We start from the raw sequence: 17250 nt of genomic DNA on the forward strand, positions 1-17250 counted from the left end.
ATATTTGATATAAAATATAACAATGTTATAAGCAATAGAAATAATTACATGTATAGTGATTATAACTGTACTAACCTTATAAGTAGAGATAGAGCGAATGCCAATTCTAACAGTTCTAAACAACAAAGGCGGTGTGGCCAAGACGACAACGGCTATTAATATAGCTTCAGGGCTTGCGGCAGAGGGCAACCGAGTGCTGCTGATCGACCTGGATTCGCAGGCTAACCTGACTATATCAACAATAGGGCAGGAGAACGATGCGCATGTGGGCCACTGGCTGAGCGGTGAAAAGCCGCTGTCAGAGGTGGTGCAGCCATATGTACCGAACCTGAGTATTATACCCTCATCCAAGGCGCTGGATATATACTCGAAGTTTATAGGCTCGGAGGAGGACTATCAGTTTAAGCTCAAGGACCGGATAGACTCTGACAGGCTAACAGAGCAGTACGACTACATCTTAATAGACAACGCACCTTCCCTTACCACGCTGGCTTATTGCTCGCTGGTGGCAGCAACACACGTGCTCATCCCCTCAGCTCCTGAATACTTCTCCTTCGCCGGTATCGACAATATCATGCAGTCTGTGGCCAATGTGAAGAAGCGCTATAACCGGCACCTTCAGGTACTAGGCATCTTCTTTACAAAGTATCATTCCTCATACCGTAAAAAGGTGGCAAACGATGTGGTGGAGGCAGCAAGAGATACCTTTGGGGACCTGGTGCTCTCATCTACCATCCGGGTAAACGCCTCGCTTGAAGAGGCGCAGATGATGCGCCAGCCGGTGTACAATTATGCACCTGACTCCAATGGTGCGACAGATTACGCTAACCTTCTAGAAGAGATAAAGACAAGACTATAATGGCCAAGCAAGCAAAACCAGATTTCAAGTCCATAAGCCGAGGCGTGACAAGCTTTGACCGCCAGATGTATGAAGACAAGCCAGAGCAGGTGAAAGGGCAGGAGCCTGTAACTGAGGAGGCGGGAGAGGAGGATCTGATGCCGTTTGCCACGAGGCTGCCTGCCTCGCTCGTGATGCGGATACGCCAGCATTCTTATTGGGACCGGGAGGGGATTATGGAGACCATCACTAACGCAGTAATGGAGTATCTGGATAAGCAGGAGGGGAGCGATAAGCCACTGCCCCCGGAGGTGCTGAAGAAAGCAACAAGAGGCCGCAAAAAGAAATAGATACTCCGGAATAAAGCTGGTTGACCAGCTTTATTCCGGCGCAGAAGTTCTGGCGCGAGAATATGATCTAGTTCATTATCTACGGCAGCTTTATGGTTGTGCTCCCCTAAAGCATGTCTGCAGTAGTCGAGCGACAGGAGGAGGCAATTAATCTTCTGATTAGGTAATGTTCATTAACCTCCTAATTTCTTTTCCCCTTTTGTATTTAAAGCCATTATTTCACTGAGATTAGAGCATAGGCGATAACAAAGTCTCAGCTCCAGGAGGGGCGCTTGCTTGGCGCGGGCAGGAAAGCTACTTTGCCGGCAGCTGAGGAATGGGGCACAGCGCAATGAGGAAGCTGGCGGAAGGGTGGCCAGCGTACGGGAAGTTCTCTGACAGATTAGGATAATCTGGCGGAGTGCTGGACGGAGGGAGCAAAGCTTGCCGGGGAGGGGTTACCTTGCCAAGGATGTCTGCTGATGGCAGCGCCTAAACTGACTGCAATGGCCACGAAACAACAGCTTACTTCCTCATAAGACGTTTCAGCACCAAGTTCCATTTCCCCAGTAGTGCTTCTGATAAACATAATAAGTGTTATTGGCAAGGCTTTACCTGAAAGGTATCACCAGAGAGTTTTGAATCTTCAAATTCACTCTTATCTTAAAGGAGGAACAACGTAACAGATACCGCCCAGCAAAAAACTACACGGCCTGCTTGACTTCTTGCTAAGAACCCCTTCAATGCCTTAGCAGCCTTCTTGTCTTTGAAACAACGTGTCTTTGCTAGGCCCGTACAGATTGTGCATCCGGCTCCAGCCGCTGCCCTGACCCTCCGACACGATGAACTTGAAGTTTTTGGACCCTGCTGCATACCTCCCCTCTGTTCCCCACTTTTGGGTAAAGCGCATCGCCCAGGTCGGCCTCATTACCAAAGGCGCTGTATACTTCCTGCTCGGCGTGCTGGCACTGGCGGCGGCTTTTGGGCTGGGCCGAGACACGCGGGAGGTAAACAGAAAAGAGGTTTTCCTTTTCATAGAGGAGCTGCTTCTGGGGAGGGTGCTGTTGCTGATCGTCTCCGTAGGCTTGGCGTGCTACTGTGCCTGGAGGCTGCTGCAGGCCATCACAGACACGGAGGGAAAAGGGGCCGGCATCACAGGGCTTGTCTACAGGGCCCGCTACGGGGCCAGCAGCGCCTTTTATGGGCTTCTGGCGTTTGTGTCGGCTAGGCTGGCGGTGAGCAGCGGTAGCGACGGCGGGAGCATCAGGCAGGCGTTCATCACGGAGGTGCTGCAAAATGCTTTGGGCCAGTGGCTGGTCTTATTTGGAGCGGCGCTCATTGGCCTTGGCGGGGCTTACTTCATTTACGAAGGTCTCTCCGAGGAATACCGGAAAAAAATAAAGGAGGCTGGGTTAGGCCACAAAGCCGAAGAGGCGATGATCAAGACCGGTAAGTTAGGCTATGTCTCCCGTGGCGCGGTGTGGGGCGTTTTAAGCTACCTGCTCGCAAGAGCCGCGCTGGACGCACAAAAGGGAGGCGCCGGGAGTGTCTTCCATTTCCTGGAAAGCGCTCTCTACGGAGCCTATCTATTGGCAGTTGTGGCGCTCGGACTTATCTGCTACAGCCTGTTTGTTTTCATTGAGGCAGGGTTCCGGTACCGTAGCAGGTAGAAGCTGCGATACATAGCTGTCGTCCTCTCTAATCTAATAGCCTGCCCCGAGAGAAATTCAGAATACAGTGAGAGCTGTGCTCTTTCACCACGATCAGCAGAGAGCCGTGTTTTCAGCAGGTGTGGCTGAAGACAAAGCTGATTAGAAGAGTTCCCTAGACCACTAGGAGTCTCCCCGTTGACAGGCACCCGTCTTAGAAGTTGCCTGTTGTGGAAGCGCTTGCTCCTCTAGCTGCCAAGCAACCAGTCAAAAGCCTCTTGCTCGCTTTCAAAGAACATCAGCTCATACTGGTTCTTCGCCTCAGCGTGCATGCCCCGGATAAGCATCCGTTGCAACACCTCCTGCCCTACCACAGAGGCAAGCTTCTTGAGCCTGCTCTTGGGAAGCAGCGTTTTGATATAGAAGGTACTCCAGTCTCTGTCCTCGGCTGAGATCAAACCAGCCTGCAGGTTATCGAAAAGTGCCCGCTCAACCCGAAGCTTCATAAGCAGGTTTAGGAAAAAGGTAAGGGCCTTGCGGTACTCCAAGGAGGAGGGGCGACGCTTCCATACCAATCTGACCATGGCATGAGACGCGTAATAATCAAGCGTATAGAATGATGTATCCTCCAACATCTCAACCCCTTCCAAGCGTGCGTCCGCTGTAGCCATGTCTTCTTGCCTTATTTACCATAAAGATACAATTTGCAAGTGAGATATTCGCAAACGCTAAAAGGATAATAGTGAACGCCACATCGTGGCATACTTTGACTGTTGCACGTATAGGAGAATTTTACCCTTATATCCGCATCATTCTAAACAAGGTAAGCTAAGGTGATAGAGAAAACGCTGGCATCGTATCCACATATTACCATCAAATACAGCCTAAGCATGGACGTTCTGCTCGTGGACTGGACGGGCGACCAATCCAGGAGCAGCGTGATGGACGGCTGCGAGAAAATACTACATTACCTCCGGCAGTACAGGAGCGCCAAGGTGCTCAATGACAACACCCACGTAACCAGCATCTGGTCTGACGCCTCGGAATGGGTGGCCACGGACTGGTTCCCCCGGATGCAGGCAGGCGGCTGCAGGCTTTTTGCCTGGGTTTACTCGCCGAACCTCTACAGCAAGCTCTCCACAGACCAGACCCTGCTGCACGGCTCGGGAGGTGTCATTGCCACCACCTTTGATAACAGCGACACAGCCATGGCTTGGCTTATGGCAATGGGATGACTCATATGCTATATCGCTGCGCCATTGTTTGAACATAGACAATTTATTAATAAAAGTTGACTTTTATCATCTTTTACCGGTTGAAAAGAAGCTACCTTTACAGGTTAAAAGGTCAGTTCTACTTTTGAAACTTTTCGATGGGCACTAACGCAACTTTACCGGGCTCTCTAGTGATAAACCTTCTGCACACGCTGCCTGGGAACTTTTTGGCTCTTACTCCTGACCTGCAGGTCGTTATTGCCAGTGCAGGATATACCCGATTGACAGGTGTGGAGAAGCAGCGGCTGGAAGGGAGCCTGTTGCCTGATGTGCTGCCAGCAAGCTTCGCAAAATACTGCGCCCTTGTGCAGGACATGGCCACGGAAGCTGTGGCCTCGGACGAAGAAGTCAGCCGCCTTTTCTGCGGGAGCTTGGATGCCGGCGCATCCAAGCTTGATCAAGAGCCCTTGTGGCGCATGTCCTGCAAACAGATAGTACAGGCCGAGGGGCAGGTATTCCTGCTGTACACCGTCGAGGATGCCACAGGGGTGCACCAGGGTGAGGAGAAGGAGCGGTACCGGCTGCTGCAGGAGGCTGGGCACCTCATTGTGTGGGACTGGGACAGCAAAAAGCAGACTACCTGGCGCAGCGACGGTTTCTTCAGCGTACTGGGGATCGACAGGGCCGCCGCTCAGGCCTCTGATCCCGGGCTTTGGGAAAGCCTGCTCCACCCAAATGAAGCAGAGCGGGTGCTGAAGAGCATCCGCGGCGCCTTTGCCGAGGGAGACAGCGAGTGGCAGGCCGAGTACAGGCTGCGGCACGCCTCAGGCCGCTACATCACCGTAGCCGACCGGGCCAAGGTGCTCTACAGCAACCAGGGGCACCCGCTCCGCATGGTGGGCACGACCATTGATGTGACTGAGCAGCGGGAAAAGGAGCTGGAGGCACGTAAGCTAAACCAGCTGCTCAACAGCTTGCCGGGCATCGTCTGGTCAAGCGACGCAGGCGGAAACATCACCTTCGTCAACCAGGCCCTCCGGAACCTGACGGGCCTTTCACTTGAGCAGGTACAGCAAGGGGAAGCGCTTGACTTGGTGCACCCCGATGATCGAGGCAGCCTAGCCTCCCTACAGGATGTCTGCGAGGCTGTCTTTAGGGTAAAGGCAGGTAAGGACGGCTACCGGTGGTACGCAGGGCGCTCTGTTCCTATCACTGACGAAGACGGAAAAGTAGTGAGCCGCATTGGTGTGTGCACCGACGTGCACGAGCAGAACCTGGAGAGACTAGCTTTGCGGGACATCAGCGAGAAACTACAGGAAATGCTTGATGCGCTACCTATCATGGCATGGGCAGCCGAACCTGATGGAACCTATACCTACTACAACAGGTGTTGGTGGAATCACTTTGAAACCTCTGATGAAAACTGGACATTGGAGCAATGGGCAGAGCTGATGCACCCGGAGGACCGCAATCGTACGGTGGAGCAATGGGCAGAAAGCATTGCCAAAGGCACCCCCTACAGCATGAAGCTCCGGTGGCGGGCACACAGAGCAGCTCCTTACCGCTGGTTCCAAGCATATTCCTCGCCCGTAAAGGATGCGGATGGCAATATTAGGTACTGGATGGGCGCCACCATAGACATACATGAGTACGAGGAGGCGCATGCGCTTTTGGAGGAGAAAAACACCTCATTCCAGTTTCTGGCTGACGTAATGCCGCACATGGTGTGGCGCACTGACGCCCATGGCTTCCACAACTACTTCAACAGGCGGTGGGTGGAGTACACCGGCTACGATGTGGAGAGTAGCTTGGGCACGGAGATGTGGAACAACCTGCTGCACCCGGAGGACCAAGAGCAGGCGCAGCGCATCTGGACGCACTCTCTGGAGGCGGGGGAACCCTATGAGATAGAGTACCGCTTTAAGCGGGCATCGGACGGCGCTTGGCGCTGGTTTTTGGCCAGGGCCCTCCCGCTGCGCAACGCAGCCGGAGAGATCGTTCAGTGGTATGGCACCTGCACTGACATTGAGGACAAGAAGCACACAGAGCAACAGCTGGAAAGCCAGAAGCAGGAGCTGGAGAGCCAGAAGCAGGAGCTGGAGACCATCAACCAAGACCTGGACCGCTTCGTGCATATGATCGGCCATGACCTGAGGCTGCCCCTGGTGAACATGGGTGCGCTGTTTGACGCACTCACGGAGAACGGATGTTTTGATGCTGCAGATTCCGAGCAGCTGGTCAGGCACTACAGGAAATCGCACAAGGCCATGACCACCACCCTCAGTGATTTGATGGAGCTGGCGCGCCTGCAGAAGTCCGCGCAGGGCAATACCACGCAAGTGAACCTTCGTGATGCAGTAGACGAGGTGCTTGAGTCACTAGGGCCACTTGCCAGCTCCTCCCATGCTGAGGTGAGCGTTCAGCTGGATGAGCCGGAGAGCATACTTTACTCCAAGGCTAATCTAAGGAGCATCCTACACAACCTCTTCTCCAACGCCATCAAGTACAGGCACCCGGACCGGAGGCCTCAGGTAGAGATCAAGAGCAGTTGGCAGGAAGGGAACCTGAAGTTGACTATCAGCGACAATGGACTGGGAATTGACTTGGAGAAACACGGAAAAAGGCTTTTCGGGGCCTTCAACCGCCTGCACAGCCACACCGAGGGTTCTGGGCTGGGCCTCTACATTGTCAAGCGGATCGTAGAAACGAAAGGAGGACAAATAAGCGTCTCTAGCAAGGAGGGCTACGGCACGACGTTTACTATTAAATTGAAGCCTATGGCCTAGTCTGGCATTAGGGCTTATTGGGAGAAGTCCTGCATCAGGCTTTAATTGAAGCCCACGGTTATTAAGTTATTAGGTAGCATATTGAATATGTACATGTCGCCCTTATGAAAGGTAGTAAAGAAATAGGTTTTCAACAGGCAAAACAATTTTACCGCTGCAGGGTTACAGACTTCTAGAGTAGTATAGAACCACTCCAAGGCAAACTTTTATCTACCTTTGTACAATACTGTTTCGCGCGTTAATTCTAAATAATGGACTCCTATAAGCTACTGATTAACCTTCCAGATACGATAGTGTTCCTCTCACCTAATCTAAAAGTAGTGGATGCTACTGATGAGTACCTGAAGGCGACTATGAAAACAAGAGAAGAACTTATAGGGCAGGATTTCTTAACAACGTTTCCTGACAACCCAAGCGAACTTCTCTCACACAATATGATGATAGTCCGCGACTCGCTGATGAGAGTTATTGCTACTAAGGATACAGACCTTCTTGCCACTCTGAGATACGACATACCAAAGCCAGAAAGCCAAGGTGGTGGATTTGAGGAAAGGTATTGGGAGGCGGTGCATAAGCCCGTTGTAGATGAAAACGGAAACTTGAAGTACATCATACAACGAACAAGCGATGTTACGCAGAACGTGTTAGCCAAGAGAGCTGCCGAACTGGAAGAGAACAAGTACAGGTTCATGATGAACGCCCTCCCACAACTTATCTACACCACTGACAACACAGGAAGGGCGACTTTCTTTAACCAGAAGTGGTATGACTACACGGGAACCAACCCAGACATCCTTGCCACCAACAGTTGGCAAAGCAGCATACACCCTGAGGACCTGCCTAAGGTCATTGAGAAGGTGGGGCATTCCCTTAGGAACGGCACGGAGTTCCAGATGGAGCTTCGGGTCAGAAACGGTAAAGGTATCTACCGCTGGTTTCTTACCCGCAGCATCCCGATGCGTGACGAAAACAACAACATCCTCATGTGGGTGGGCAGCTCCGTGGATGTACATAACACCCGCGAAATGGTCTTTGAGCTGGAGCAGTCCCATGAACAGATGGTGGAGCTCTCCGAACAGGTGCAGCAGGCGTACGGCAAGGCGGAGGCGGAGCGAAAGGTACTGCATAACTTGATCATGAAGGCCCCTGTTTTCTTCTGCGTCCTGCGTGGGCCGGAGCACCGCTACGAGTTGATGAACGAGCGCTACCAGAAACTGTTTCCCAACAGAAACCTGATTGGCCAGTCTGTTGCTGAGGCACTTCCAGAAGTAGCAGAGCAGGGATTTGTAAAAGTGCTGGACGAGGTTTATGAGACAGGAAGGGAGTTTGTCGCGGAGAAAATCAAGGTGACACTCGACCGGTACGGCAATGGTAAGCTGGAGGAGATGACCTTGACGTTCATGTACCAAACGATTTACGACGAGAACAGTAAAGTCACAGGCATCATGGTATGCGGCTTTGACGTGGGAGAACAGATAAGCTCATAAAAAAACGCCTTGGGAACCTAAGACCCTAACCATAAAACAACTCAGTTCTACAATCCCTCTATGGAATTAGCACGTCTGGACTTTCAGCAACTCAGGGTAAAGCACATCGCCCACAAGTCCAAGGTGCGAGCGGTGCTGTATGGCGGGGGCTATAGTGAAAGGTACTTCCAAGAGGACAACCCCGTATCCCAGTGGTTCTCGACGGTAGGCAGCGTGAAATACAGCAGGGAGGCGTGGTTCCCGCAGCTCTACCGGCTACATAGGGATTTCTCTGTTCTTGCCGAAGAACTCATAAAAATGTACGGCAGCGACCTGATTGAGCAGGCGCATGAAGGTCTAGGTGAGCTGAGCGCAGTATCGGAGATTTTTTTGCATACGCTTTCCACCATTGAGCGGCAGTACCCGTCATAATCAATAAAGAAGGACATGCTGTGCCTGGTGACTATGCTTCGATAAACTAGTCTGTACACACCATGCCCTATGGACACTCTCAGCTAAGTTTGCTGTTCTCGAAGTGTGTCTAACCCTAGTAGCTATATCAAACATCTCTCGTTTTGTAAGTGCAGAGTTGGGGGCAAGAGTGACAACAGCACGTAGGATCGTTGCTGCCCTACGTTGCTCCCTCATGTATCAGTAATCCCGGTTTTCTGATACATGAGGGAGCAACGCATCTAGCAATTAAAAGCAACAACCGTCTCCAAGGGAGAGGCAACAAACGGCAATAGGTTTTGTGGGCAGATAAGCTAAGTTATGTTAAACGAGGGCGGGTGCTTTCGCAATAATTAAACTATTTTGTTGAGATATTTGTAACTTTTATTGAAGCGGCCTAAGGGATAACAGCGTTTCCCTTAGCTATGCCCCATATGCCCGCCTCCCCTGGCCTTTGCCAAGCCCTGATTGAACGCTCCGGGCAGGCCTTCTTTGCCTATGACACAGGCACCGAAGCCTTCACTTACCTGAGCCTCACTTTCAAGGCCATCTTCAGAATACGGGAGGGAGGCTCCGACAACCTGCTGGCACTGGTTCACCCGGAGGACCGCCACCATGTGGCTGAAAAGCTTACAGCGCTGCTGGAGGGGGAGGTTGTCCACTCCCTGGAGTTTCGTGTCCGGCACCCGGGCCAGGAGGAGCAGTGGGTGTGCCTGACGCCTTCCCTGCTGGAGGATACTTCTGGCAGGCGCCTAGTCATCGGGCACGCCGAGGACATCACCGCCTCGCGCCACTACAACGACAACCTCAAGAAGTTCTCCAACAAGAAAAACTCCATCCTCAACATCCTCTCCCACGATTTGGCCGCCCCGCTGGCCAACATAGAGAGTCTCTCGGCGCTGCTCTCAGAGCAGCCGGGACAACAGGGGAACGAGGAGTCCCAAAAGATTATCGGCCTGATTGTGCAAAGCAGCCGGAAAGGCTCCAAGCTGATCCAGGACTTTCTTAATCAGGAGTTCCTGGAGTCCTCGCGCACGGAGCTCGTCACCCGGCGGGTCAACCTGGTGGAGAAGTTCCGGGAGACCATGGAAGAGTACCAGGGCCCTAAGGGCAAGCTGATCGCCCAGCATATCGAGTTCCTCGCCGCCAGCGGGGAGATATACGCCGAGGTAGACGACAACAAGTTCATGCAGGCGGTCAACAACCTGCTCTCCAACGCCATCAAGTTCACCCCGGACGTCGGCCTCATCACCGTGAGCCTGGAGGAGGAGGGCGATAACGTGCTGATAAAAGTTGCTGACACGGGCGTTGGGATTCCGGAGAAGTACCACGCCAGCCTGTTCGACAAGTTCACCCCCGCCCGCAGGCCCGGCCTGAAGGGCGAGGCCTCCACCGGCCTGGGCATGTCCATTATCAAGACGATTGTGGAGTGGCACCGGGGCCAGATCTGGTTTGAGAGCGAGCAGGGCAAGGGTACCACCTTTTACATCCGAATTCCCAAAGGTTAAAGCTAGCTGACAGTTGCTACTCCCCATCAGAGTACCAAAAGCTTTACCCCCTCCAGGAGGCTGCAGAGGCGGTTTCCCCATAACTGCTTTTATGTTAGGTGGAGTGAGTTCTAAGCGGAATCCCGTTTTTAAACAACAGCCTTGGGTTGCTGCCGCTTAACACCAAACGCTTTTCCAACCGAAACCAAACCGCCGCCGCTTTTCCTTGTATCAGAAAACGGCCGTTTTTCCGCTACAGATTTTGAGGCCGGACCCAAATCCTGTCTCCAATTGCTCCGCGTTGCTCAAAATTGCTCTGCGTTGCTGTCTGTTGCCCTGAGTTGCTCTACGTTGCCCTCAATCCATACAGCCTGTTGCTTTGCCTATGAAAACACCCTCAGAAGGCTTTTAAGGCACTTTTTGCATGTTTGACAGCTGTTGCTCTACGTTGCTCACTGTTGCCCGGCGTTGCTCTTGTCCCAGAAGCCCGTGAAGCACCGCGCCTGTGCAAACCAAAATCAATCCTTTTTCAAACCAGAATCAAACCGAAATCAGCGGTGTTCTTCACCTGGATACACTCCGCTGTGGCATTCCGCTGCAATATTTTGCAGTTTTATTCACTTTGCTGCACTTTTTTGCAGCTTTTTGCAATCCGCTGCATTATTCTGCACTCTGTGGCAGCAGCACTGCCAAACTGTTTTCAAACCGAAATCAGCGGTGTTCTTCACCGCAATTGGGTGTATCAGAATTCCCCGGTTAAATGAGACTAAAAAATTATAGTGATAGCAACAAAAAGCTATACAGAAATGAAAAGGAACCACCTTTAAGAGTGGCTCCCGTGTCTTAGTTTGGCTGTATCCCTTAGATTGGGAAGCCTTTTAATGTTTCGATAGGATCTGCCCACCGTAGCATTCAAGCCTTTAGGTTCAGCTACTTCATAATCCTGCACCAGCACGTCCAAAGGGAATCTCAAGCCGTTGTGAAGACGCCTGATCATATCGATTGAGAGCTTGCGCTTGCGGTTGAGTATCTTTGAAACAATGGCCTTATCTCCCAGGTAAGGCACCATATCCTTGTCCTTAAGCCCAAGGTCCTCCATCCGGACCTTGATGAAATCGATAGGGTCCGGCGTGCTGATAGGATAGTGCTCCTCTTCATACTTGTTCACCAGCAGGACCAGTAGCTCCAGCTCTTTTGCCTCCAGACTGTCTTGGGGAGCCTCAAACAGCTCATCAACACGGGCAAGGTAGGCCTGGTATTGTTCTTCGTTCTCTATTATGCTAATCTCCATGGTCTTGGGTTTTAATTCTTGGCGGCAAAAACCTAGATTGTTGCCGCGTCTATCCTGTCATACTCTGCATGCGTTCCGACCCACTTGACCATAATCCTTTTGTACTGAAAGGCCACCCTTGCCACAATTCTGTAATGGTTGCCCTTGATGTTGAAGATAACTCTGTTGTCGGCAACAAGGTCAGCACTGGGATAGTCTTTTTTTAGGTCGTTGAGGTCTTTCCACTCTGCGTTTTTGGCTACTCTATACCATGCCGTAAGAGCTGCTTCGGCATCTGCATGTTTTTCATAACAGTCCCGGAGCATTTTAAAGCTCATTACATTCATAGTGGTGGGAACCTAGTTCTAACATACGCCAAAGATACAATGAAGTTGACATATTGTCAACATGTATTAGGTAAAGAAGCTTATCATGTGTAGCAAACCCATGTAAGACATGCTTTGCTACACAGTCCTTTTTTGTTGTGGTATCTCATAATACGACTCTTTTCCAGCTACAGATTTTGAGGCTGGGCCCAAATCCTGCCTCCGATTGCTCCTCCGATTGCTCAAAATTGCTCTGCGTTGCTGTCTGTTGCCCTACGTTGCTCTGTGTTGCTTAACGTTGCTCCTCAATCCACACAGCCTGTTGTTTTACCTTTGAAAACATTATTAGAAGGCTTTTAAGGCACTTTTTGCATGTCTTAAAGGCTGTTGCTCTACGTTGCTCACTGTTGCCCAGCGTTGCTCTTGTCCCAGAAGCCCCATGAAGCACCGCTTGATCAAACCAAAACCAACCCTGTTTCAAACCAGAATCAAACCGAAATCAGCGGTGTTCTTCACCTGGATACACTCCGCTGTGGCATTCCGCTGCAATATTTTGCAGTTTTATTCACTTTGCTGCACTTTTTTGCAGCTTTTTGCAATCCGCTGCACTATTCTGCACTCTGTGGCAGCAGCGTGAGGCAAACCTTTTTCAAACAGAAAATCAAACAGAAATCCCCCGCTTTTCAGCGTCCCGCTTATGCGCTGGCGGCGGTCAGACAGTCGTTGCTCTCTTGTTGCTTGGCGTTGCCCACTGTTGCTCTGGGACTACAATGGCGGCTGATTTTTCTGCAGAAACATCGAAACCGGGCTTTAAAAGCGCTTTTTATGTATTCAGCAGGCTGTTGCTCTGCGTTGCTATTTTGTTGCTCTGCGTTGCCCGTACCCCGGGACAGCGTGGCACGGGCCAACGGATTTCAAACTGAAATCAACCCTCCGCCTGTGCGATGTAGCGGTAGCAGGTGGCCCTGCCGATGCCCAGTATCTTGGCTATCTCCCCCACGCTCTTCTCCCCTGAGGCGTGGAGTATTTTCGCTGACTTCGCTTTCTCCATGGCTGCCTTTGACAAACCGGCTGGCCTGCCGCCCGTCCTGCCCCTTGCCTTTGCGGCCTGGAGCCCTGCGCTGGTGCGCTCGCGGATGATCTCGCGCTCGAACTCTGCCAGGGAGGCGAAGATGTTGAAGGTGAATCTTCCGGTGGCCGTGACCGTGTTGATGCCGTCCTGCAGGCTCACAAAGTCCACGCCCCGCTGCTGGAACTCGGAGACCAGGTCGATCAAATCGCGCAGCGATCTGCCCAGCCTGTCAAGCTTCCACACCACCACCGTGTCTCCGGAGCGGAGCTGGCCTATCATCTTCTCCAGCTCCGGGCGGTCCTTGCTCTTTCCAGATTTCTTCTCTTTGTAGACCTGGCCGCAGCCGTGCTGGGCGAGGGCGTCCAGCTGGAGCTCCAGCCTTTGGTCCTGGGTTGAGACCCGGGCGTATCCTATCTTCATAAATGTACCGTTAACTCGTCTCAAATATACACATTCCCTTTTGAATAATGAGACGGCAAAACGGGAATCCGTCGATTGCCCCTGCTCCTTTGGGAGGCCTATTTGGCAGATGCGTTTTCAGGAGCCGGCGAATCCCGGGAAACGGGGGAATTCTGATACACCCAACTGCGGTGGAAACAGTTTGATTTGGGTTTGAAAAGCGTTTGATTTTCGTTTGAAAGCGGTTTGAAAACGGTTTGTCCTACGCTGCTGCAACAGACTGCAAACTATTGCACAGGGTGCAAAATATTGCAGCGAATTGCAAAAAGCTGCAAAAAAGTGCAGCGAAGTGAATAAAACTGCAGAAAGTTGCCACAGACTGCAAAATATTGCAGCTGAATGCCACAGCGGAGCGCAGCCAGGTGAAGAACACCGCTGATTTCGGTTTGAAGCAGGGTTGATTTTAGTTGGATCAGGCAGCGGTGCTTAGTAGCTGTCCCACTAAATCGGGACCTGGGACAGGAGCAACACATTTGGCAACAACGCAGCAACAGAACAGGTGAAACCAGACAGCAACTCTGTCTGGTTTCACCTGTTCTTAGTTCCTCTCCAGATTTTGTATTTGAGAAACGGCCCTTTCCTGATACAGGAAATTTAAGGAAGGGGGTCCAGTGATTATGAGTGTGCTATATAGTATATTCGTTAGTCCAGTTACATTTAGCCGACTAACGGTAAACAGCTAAACGGAATGACTCCTTATACACCGTAGTTGGCATTAATTAAAAATGAGAAAAGACTTCAAGCAATCAGACAAAGTTATACTAGCACAAAGGTCAGGGTATATTTGCAGCTATCCGACTTGTGAAAGCTTGACCATAGCTACGAATCAGGAATCAGAATCCAAAACCAGTTCAATCGGAATGGCTTGTCATATTTATGCCGCTTCGGAAGGGCTGAATGCCAGAAGAACAAACACTGATCTTTCTGATGAAGAAGTGGCTGGCATTTCTAACGGTATCTGGATGTGTTACAATCATGGGAAACTGATTGACACAGATGATGAAAGGTTTACGCCTGAAATGCTATTCGAATGGAAACAGATTAATGAGAGAATTGCATCCTTTAGACAAGAAACAGGTTATGACTATAAAACCGCTTATCAAAGCATAAAACTATCGTCTTTAATCGAAAACAAAATACTTCTTCCTAAAGGTCTTGATGTCAATAAAAGGATTGGAGATGCGATTCACGATAGCTGTCTTTCTCAAGCTTGGGGAGTAGAGTTAACCGAAACAATAAGAGACTTTTTAATAGAACATGTCAGAAATGCACTTCTACATGGTAAGGCAACGAATGCTTACTTAGAAATAAACCATAGCGAAGTCATCATTGAAGACAATGGAAAAGACTTCGACCCTCGGAGCCTTTTAGTAGTAGACAGAAAAAATGGTGGTACGTTATCACTAAAAGCCTTATTGAATAAATTCAGTTCTAAGATATTCCTTTCTTCACAAAGAATAGAATCAACTAACCGTTTAAAAATTTCTATTCCAAGTAATAGAGAAGCTGTGTTAAATGGAACTGACTGTAGAGTTGAAATTGGATTTTCAGAACTTCACACGGGAAATCTTGAGTACGAACTTTTGCCAACTTGTAAAGAGGTATTTGTTGTACTTCCTGAATTCTTTGTTCTTAGCGATATAGCATTCTTAAGTAGGAAGCACCCTATTTTAACAGAAGAGAAAAGACATATCGTGTTCGTGATTGCAAATGTATCTCAAACAGTACAAGAGTTACTAAAAGAGCAGTATCCTAAATGTCAGATTCTTGAAGTAAAAAACTAATGCCAAGAAAACCTATGAGCAGTAGCGTCCAGCATGACGCTACTGCTCATAGCCAAACCATTAGCATCAATAAAATAAACTATGGCATACTCAGATTTTTTGGAAGAGATAAATACAAGAACAAAAGCATTGTTTAGTGAAGTTTCTGCTGAATATAACTTTGACAACGGTCCTGAATTCGAAATTGCGTTATGTAAATTGTTTAGAATATTATTACCAACCAAATATGGAGTTTGCAGGGGATTTGTTGTGTCAAAAGACGGTACAACAGCAGGCGATGACATAATAATATTTGACCAAGAAAGATTTCCATCACTACGTTTGTTACAAACTCGAGATTTCGGCCAAAAGGAAAAGATCCCCATTGAAGCTGTCTATGCGTATATTGAAGCTAAACACACCCTCTGCTTAGAGGGTAATGGTGGACAAAGTTTAGGAAAATCCTTGAAACAAATTGAAGCAGTAAAGAATGTTTCAAGAGCTAAAGTCCCTATGACTCAAATATCACCACAAGTAGCAATTTTGAGTTACAATGCTAATAGGCCTCCTTATTGGCCTAATTATCGCAACCCGCTCTATACCGCTATAATTTCTAGGAATGTAAGAATTAAAGAAAATAGCCCATTTGTTGAAGCTGATGCATTCCAGTCAATTATGCAAGCAAAGTGTGTTCAGATATCTCAAATGCAAAATGCACCTGATGTTTTAATAGCTGGTTCAGACGTTATCTGTGTTCCTAGTGTAAATGGCCAAATTGAATCTCCTTTTTTTATGCCGGGAGTTTCATACTTAAGTCCTATAGTAAGCAAAGAACGAGCATTCAGTGCAGGTTTGACAAGCATGTTATATGCTTTTGATCATATAACACTAGGTAATATACATTGGCCATCTGTTATAGCGTATGGACTTAATCTAACGCTGGTGAACAGTCCTGAATAATTGCTGCTAACCACACATATACTACATGCTTCGGCTAAAGCCTCACACGCCTCATACACAAGTTCGTTAGTCTTGTTGAACAAACCTGGCTTATGAGGCCATCTCCCATGAACAGGAGCCGGCCTTTAATATTTACACTTGTTATACCTAAATCTCATTATTCCCTCTTTTTCCGATACAACAGATAGCAACAATAACCAACAAATAGCAACAGAACAGCGATTGCCAGCTAAACCGGCATTGCAAGCGCTGTATTTGCATAGATAATGCTTTAAATCACGTTACTGCATTATTTCAGATGTATTGGTAGCGTTTCCAAAGTGGTGCGGCAAGAGCATAGTGTTCTGGAGCAACATTTACCAACAAAGTCCAACGCTCCGAACTGCTGTCTAACCTTAGCTTGTACCTACCCCTTCTCCGAATTATATACTGCTAAAACGGCCATTTTACGGAATGGCCTATTTCAGGAAAAGACAATGTGGAAGAGAACTAAAAAATTAAGAATGACAACCTCATAACAAACTCTATAGTGTATAAACGCACCACACAAACCATTACCTGCAACTCCTTAAAAATATACTCTCAACAATTTGCATAATAGTGGTCACGTGACTAAATTGCTTTCATAGGACCAATAAGTGTATTTATATGAAAATCTATCAAGCTACTCACAGAGGGTACCTTAGAATTGGCAACGAAGAAAATGGAATAGTCGAGATTCCTTGTGCTGTTTTAGAAAATAAAAAAAGAATAATTTCTCAAACAGGTTTATTCACTGCTTTTGATCGACCAAGAAAAGGAGAAAAAAGGCAAGAGGGTTTACCTTCAATTATTGGCGCTAAAAACCTCGTTGAGTTTATTAGTGATGAAGTATTAGATAAAATTTATCCAATTCATTATTATCATAGCAATGGTACTACCTCGGTAGGCTATGATGCTGATCTGATCCCTCTAGTCTGTGAACTTTACTTGGATGCAGAAGAAAAAGGTGTGTTAGTAGCTTCACAAGAAAAGATTGTTAAACAAGCTAAAATCATCATTAGATCATTAGCTAAAGTAGGTATCAACGCTTTGATTGATGAGGCCACAGGATACCAATATGATAGAGAAAAAGATGAATTACAAAAATTACTTTCCAAATACATACAAGAGGACTTTCTGAAATGGCAAAGTCGTTTCCC

The 17250-nt window shown here is 48.9% G+C and carries 15 protein-coding genes; 11 read left to right on the forward strand and 4 right to left on the reverse strand.

Annotated elements, in window-relative coordinates:
• Positions 1-97 precede the first annotated feature (97 nt).
• The 3 genes from ACFQ2O_RS11680 to ACFQ2O_RS11690 all read left to right on the forward strand — a co-directional run bounded on the left by ACFQ2O_RS11680 (position 98) and on the right by ACFQ2O_RS11690 (position 2837).
• On the forward strand, positions 98-859 hold the full coding sequence (locus ACFQ2O_RS11680) for a ParA family protein (RefSeq protein WP_377527661.1): 762 nt from the start codon (positions 98-100) through the stop codon (positions 857-859).
• Positions 859-1188 (forward strand): hypothetical protein, encoded by a 330-nt coding sequence (locus tag ACFQ2O_RS11685; RefSeq protein ID WP_377527664.1) that lies wholly within the window; start codon positions 859-861, stop codon positions 1186-1188. Before ACFQ2O_RS11680 ends, ACFQ2O_RS11685 begins: the two co-directional genes overlap by 1 nt.
• An 821-nt stretch (positions 1189-2009) precedes the next feature.
• Positions 2010-2837 (forward strand): DUF1206 domain-containing protein, encoded by an 828-nt coding sequence (locus tag ACFQ2O_RS11690; protein WP_377527667.1) that lies wholly within the window; start codon positions 2010-2012, stop codon positions 2835-2837.
• Between the two features lie 227 nt (positions 2838-3064).
• Here ACFQ2O_RS11690 and ACFQ2O_RS11695 read toward each other — a convergent pair whose 3' ends face one another.
• Positions 3065-3487: a hypothetical protein gene (locus ACFQ2O_RS11695; protein WP_377527670.1), complete on the reverse strand. Its 423-nt coding sequence runs from the start codon at positions 3485-3487 to the stop codon at positions 3065-3067.
• A gap of 162 nt (positions 3488-3649) precedes the next feature.
• Here ACFQ2O_RS11695 and ACFQ2O_RS11700 point away from each other — a divergent pair, with 162 nt between their 5' ends.
• The 5 genes from ACFQ2O_RS11700 (at position 3650) to ACFQ2O_RS11720 (ending at position 10240) form a co-directional block, all read left to right on the forward strand.
• Positions 3650-4051, forward strand: a complete 402-nt coding sequence (locus ACFQ2O_RS11700; protein ID WP_377527674.1) for a hypothetical protein — start codon at positions 3650-3652, stop codon at positions 4049-4051.
• 137 nt (positions 4052-4188) lie between these two features.
• Positions 4189-6816, forward strand: coding sequence for a PAS domain-containing protein (locus tag ACFQ2O_RS11705; RefSeq protein WP_377527677.1), 2628 nt, complete (start codon positions 4189-4191; stop codon positions 6814-6816).
• A gap of 251 nt (positions 6817-7067) precedes the next feature.
• On the forward strand, positions 7068-8303 hold the full coding sequence (locus tag ACFQ2O_RS11710; protein ID WP_377527680.1) for a PAS domain-containing protein: 1236 nt from the start codon (positions 7068-7070) through the stop codon (positions 8301-8303).
• Between the two features lie 60 nt (positions 8304-8363).
• Positions 8364-8714: a histidine kinase gene (locus ACFQ2O_RS11715; RefSeq protein WP_377527683.1), complete on the forward strand. Its 351-nt coding sequence runs from the start codon at positions 8364-8366 to the stop codon at positions 8712-8714.
• 452 nt (positions 8715-9166) lie between these two features.
• A complete protein-coding gene (locus ACFQ2O_RS11720; RefSeq protein ID WP_377527686.1) occupies positions 9167-10240 on the forward strand; it encodes a PAS domain-containing sensor histidine kinase in 1074 nt (357 codons plus the stop codon).
• An 802-nt stretch (positions 10241-11042) separates the two neighbouring features.
• On the opposite strand, the gene ACFQ2O_RS11725 is transcribed toward ACFQ2O_RS11720, so the two are convergent.
• From ACFQ2O_RS11725 to ACFQ2O_RS11735, 3 genes are all read right to left on the reverse strand, one after another.
• Positions 11043-11510 (reverse strand): helix-turn-helix domain-containing protein, encoded by a 468-nt coding sequence (locus ACFQ2O_RS11725; protein WP_377527690.1) that lies wholly within the window; start codon positions 11508-11510, stop codon positions 11043-11045.
• Positions 11511-11542: 32 nt separating this feature from the next.
• On the reverse strand, positions 11543-11836 hold the full coding sequence (locus ACFQ2O_RS11730) for a type II toxin-antitoxin system HigB family toxin (protein ID WP_377527693.1): 294 nt from the start codon (positions 11834-11836) through the stop codon (positions 11543-11545).
• Positions 11837-12740: 904 nt separating this feature from the next.
• Positions 12741-13307: a recombinase family protein gene (locus ACFQ2O_RS11735; RefSeq protein WP_377527696.1), complete on the reverse strand. Its 567-nt coding sequence runs from the start codon at positions 13305-13307 to the stop codon at positions 12741-12743.
• Between the two features lie 764 nt (positions 13308-14071).
• Here ACFQ2O_RS11735 and ACFQ2O_RS11740 point away from each other — a divergent pair.
• The 3 genes from ACFQ2O_RS11740 to ACFQ2O_RS11750 form a co-directional block, all read left to right on the forward strand.
• Positions 14072-15130, forward strand: a complete 1059-nt coding sequence (locus ACFQ2O_RS11740; RefSeq protein WP_377527699.1) for a hypothetical protein — start codon at positions 14072-14074, stop codon at positions 15128-15130.
• 81 nt (positions 15131-15211) lie between these two features.
• Positions 15212-16069, forward strand: a complete 858-nt coding sequence (locus ACFQ2O_RS11745) for a DUF6602 domain-containing protein (protein WP_377527703.1) — start codon at positions 15212-15214, stop codon at positions 16067-16069.
• A gap of 648 nt (positions 16070-16717) precedes the next feature.
• Positions 16718-17250: hypothetical protein (locus tag ACFQ2O_RS11750; RefSeq protein WP_377527706.1), on the forward strand; the 533-nt coding region annotated here is incomplete at its 3' end.

It is taken from the genome of Pontibacter rugosus (assembly GCF_042678745.1).
Lineage (GTDB): Bacteria > Bacteroidota > Bacteroidia > Cytophagales > Hymenobacteraceae > Pontibacter > Pontibacter rugosus.

Excerpts from the sequence above, each read along its gene's own strand:
- ACFQ2O_RS11680 (WP_377527661.1), top strand. The coding sequence starts at position 98 with ATGCCAATTCTAACAGTTCTAAACAACAAAGGCGGTGTGGCCAAGACG.
- ACFQ2O_RS11685 (WP_377527664.1), top strand. The coding sequence starts at position 859 with ATGGCCAAGCAAGCAAAACCAGATTTCAAGTCCATAAGCCGAGGCGTG.
- ACFQ2O_RS11690 (WP_377527667.1), top strand. The coding sequence starts at position 2,010 with ATGAACTTGAAGTTTTTGGACCCTGCTGCATACCTCCCCTCTGTTCCC.
- ACFQ2O_RS11695 (WP_377527670.1), bottom strand. The coding sequence starts at position 3,487 with ATGGCTACAGCGGACGCACGCTTGGAAGGGGTTGAGATGTTGGAGGAT.
- ACFQ2O_RS11705 (WP_377527677.1), top strand. The coding sequence starts at position 4,189 with ATGGGCACTAACGCAACTTTACCGGGCTCTCTAGTGATAAACCTTCTG.
- ACFQ2O_RS11710 (WP_377527680.1), top strand. The coding sequence starts at position 7,068 with ATGGACTCCTATAAGCTACTGATTAACCTTCCAGATACGATAGTGTTC.
- ACFQ2O_RS11715 (WP_377527683.1), top strand. The coding sequence starts at position 8,364 with ATGGAATTAGCACGTCTGGACTTTCAGCAACTCAGGGTAAAGCACATC.
- ACFQ2O_RS11720 (WP_377527686.1), top strand. The coding sequence starts at position 9,167 with ATGCCCGCCTCCCCTGGCCTTTGCCAAGCCCTGATTGAACGCTCCGGG.
- ACFQ2O_RS11725 (WP_377527690.1), bottom strand. The coding sequence starts at position 11,510 with ATGGAGATTAGCATAATAGAGAACGAAGAACAATACCAGGCCTACCTT.
- ACFQ2O_RS11730 (WP_377527693.1), bottom strand. The coding sequence starts at position 11,836 with ATGAATGTAATGAGCTTTAAAATGCTCCGGGACTGTTATGAAAAACAT.
- ACFQ2O_RS11735 (WP_377527696.1), bottom strand. The coding sequence starts at position 13,307 with ATGAAGATAGGATACGCCCGGGTCTCAACCCAGGACCAAAGGCTGGAG.
- ACFQ2O_RS11740 (WP_377527699.1), top strand. The coding sequence starts at position 14,072 with ATGAGAAAAGACTTCAAGCAATCAGACAAAGTTATACTAGCACAAAGG.
- ACFQ2O_RS11745 (WP_377527703.1), top strand. The coding sequence starts at position 15,212 with ATGGCATACTCAGATTTTTTGGAAGAGATAAATACAAGAACAAAAGCA.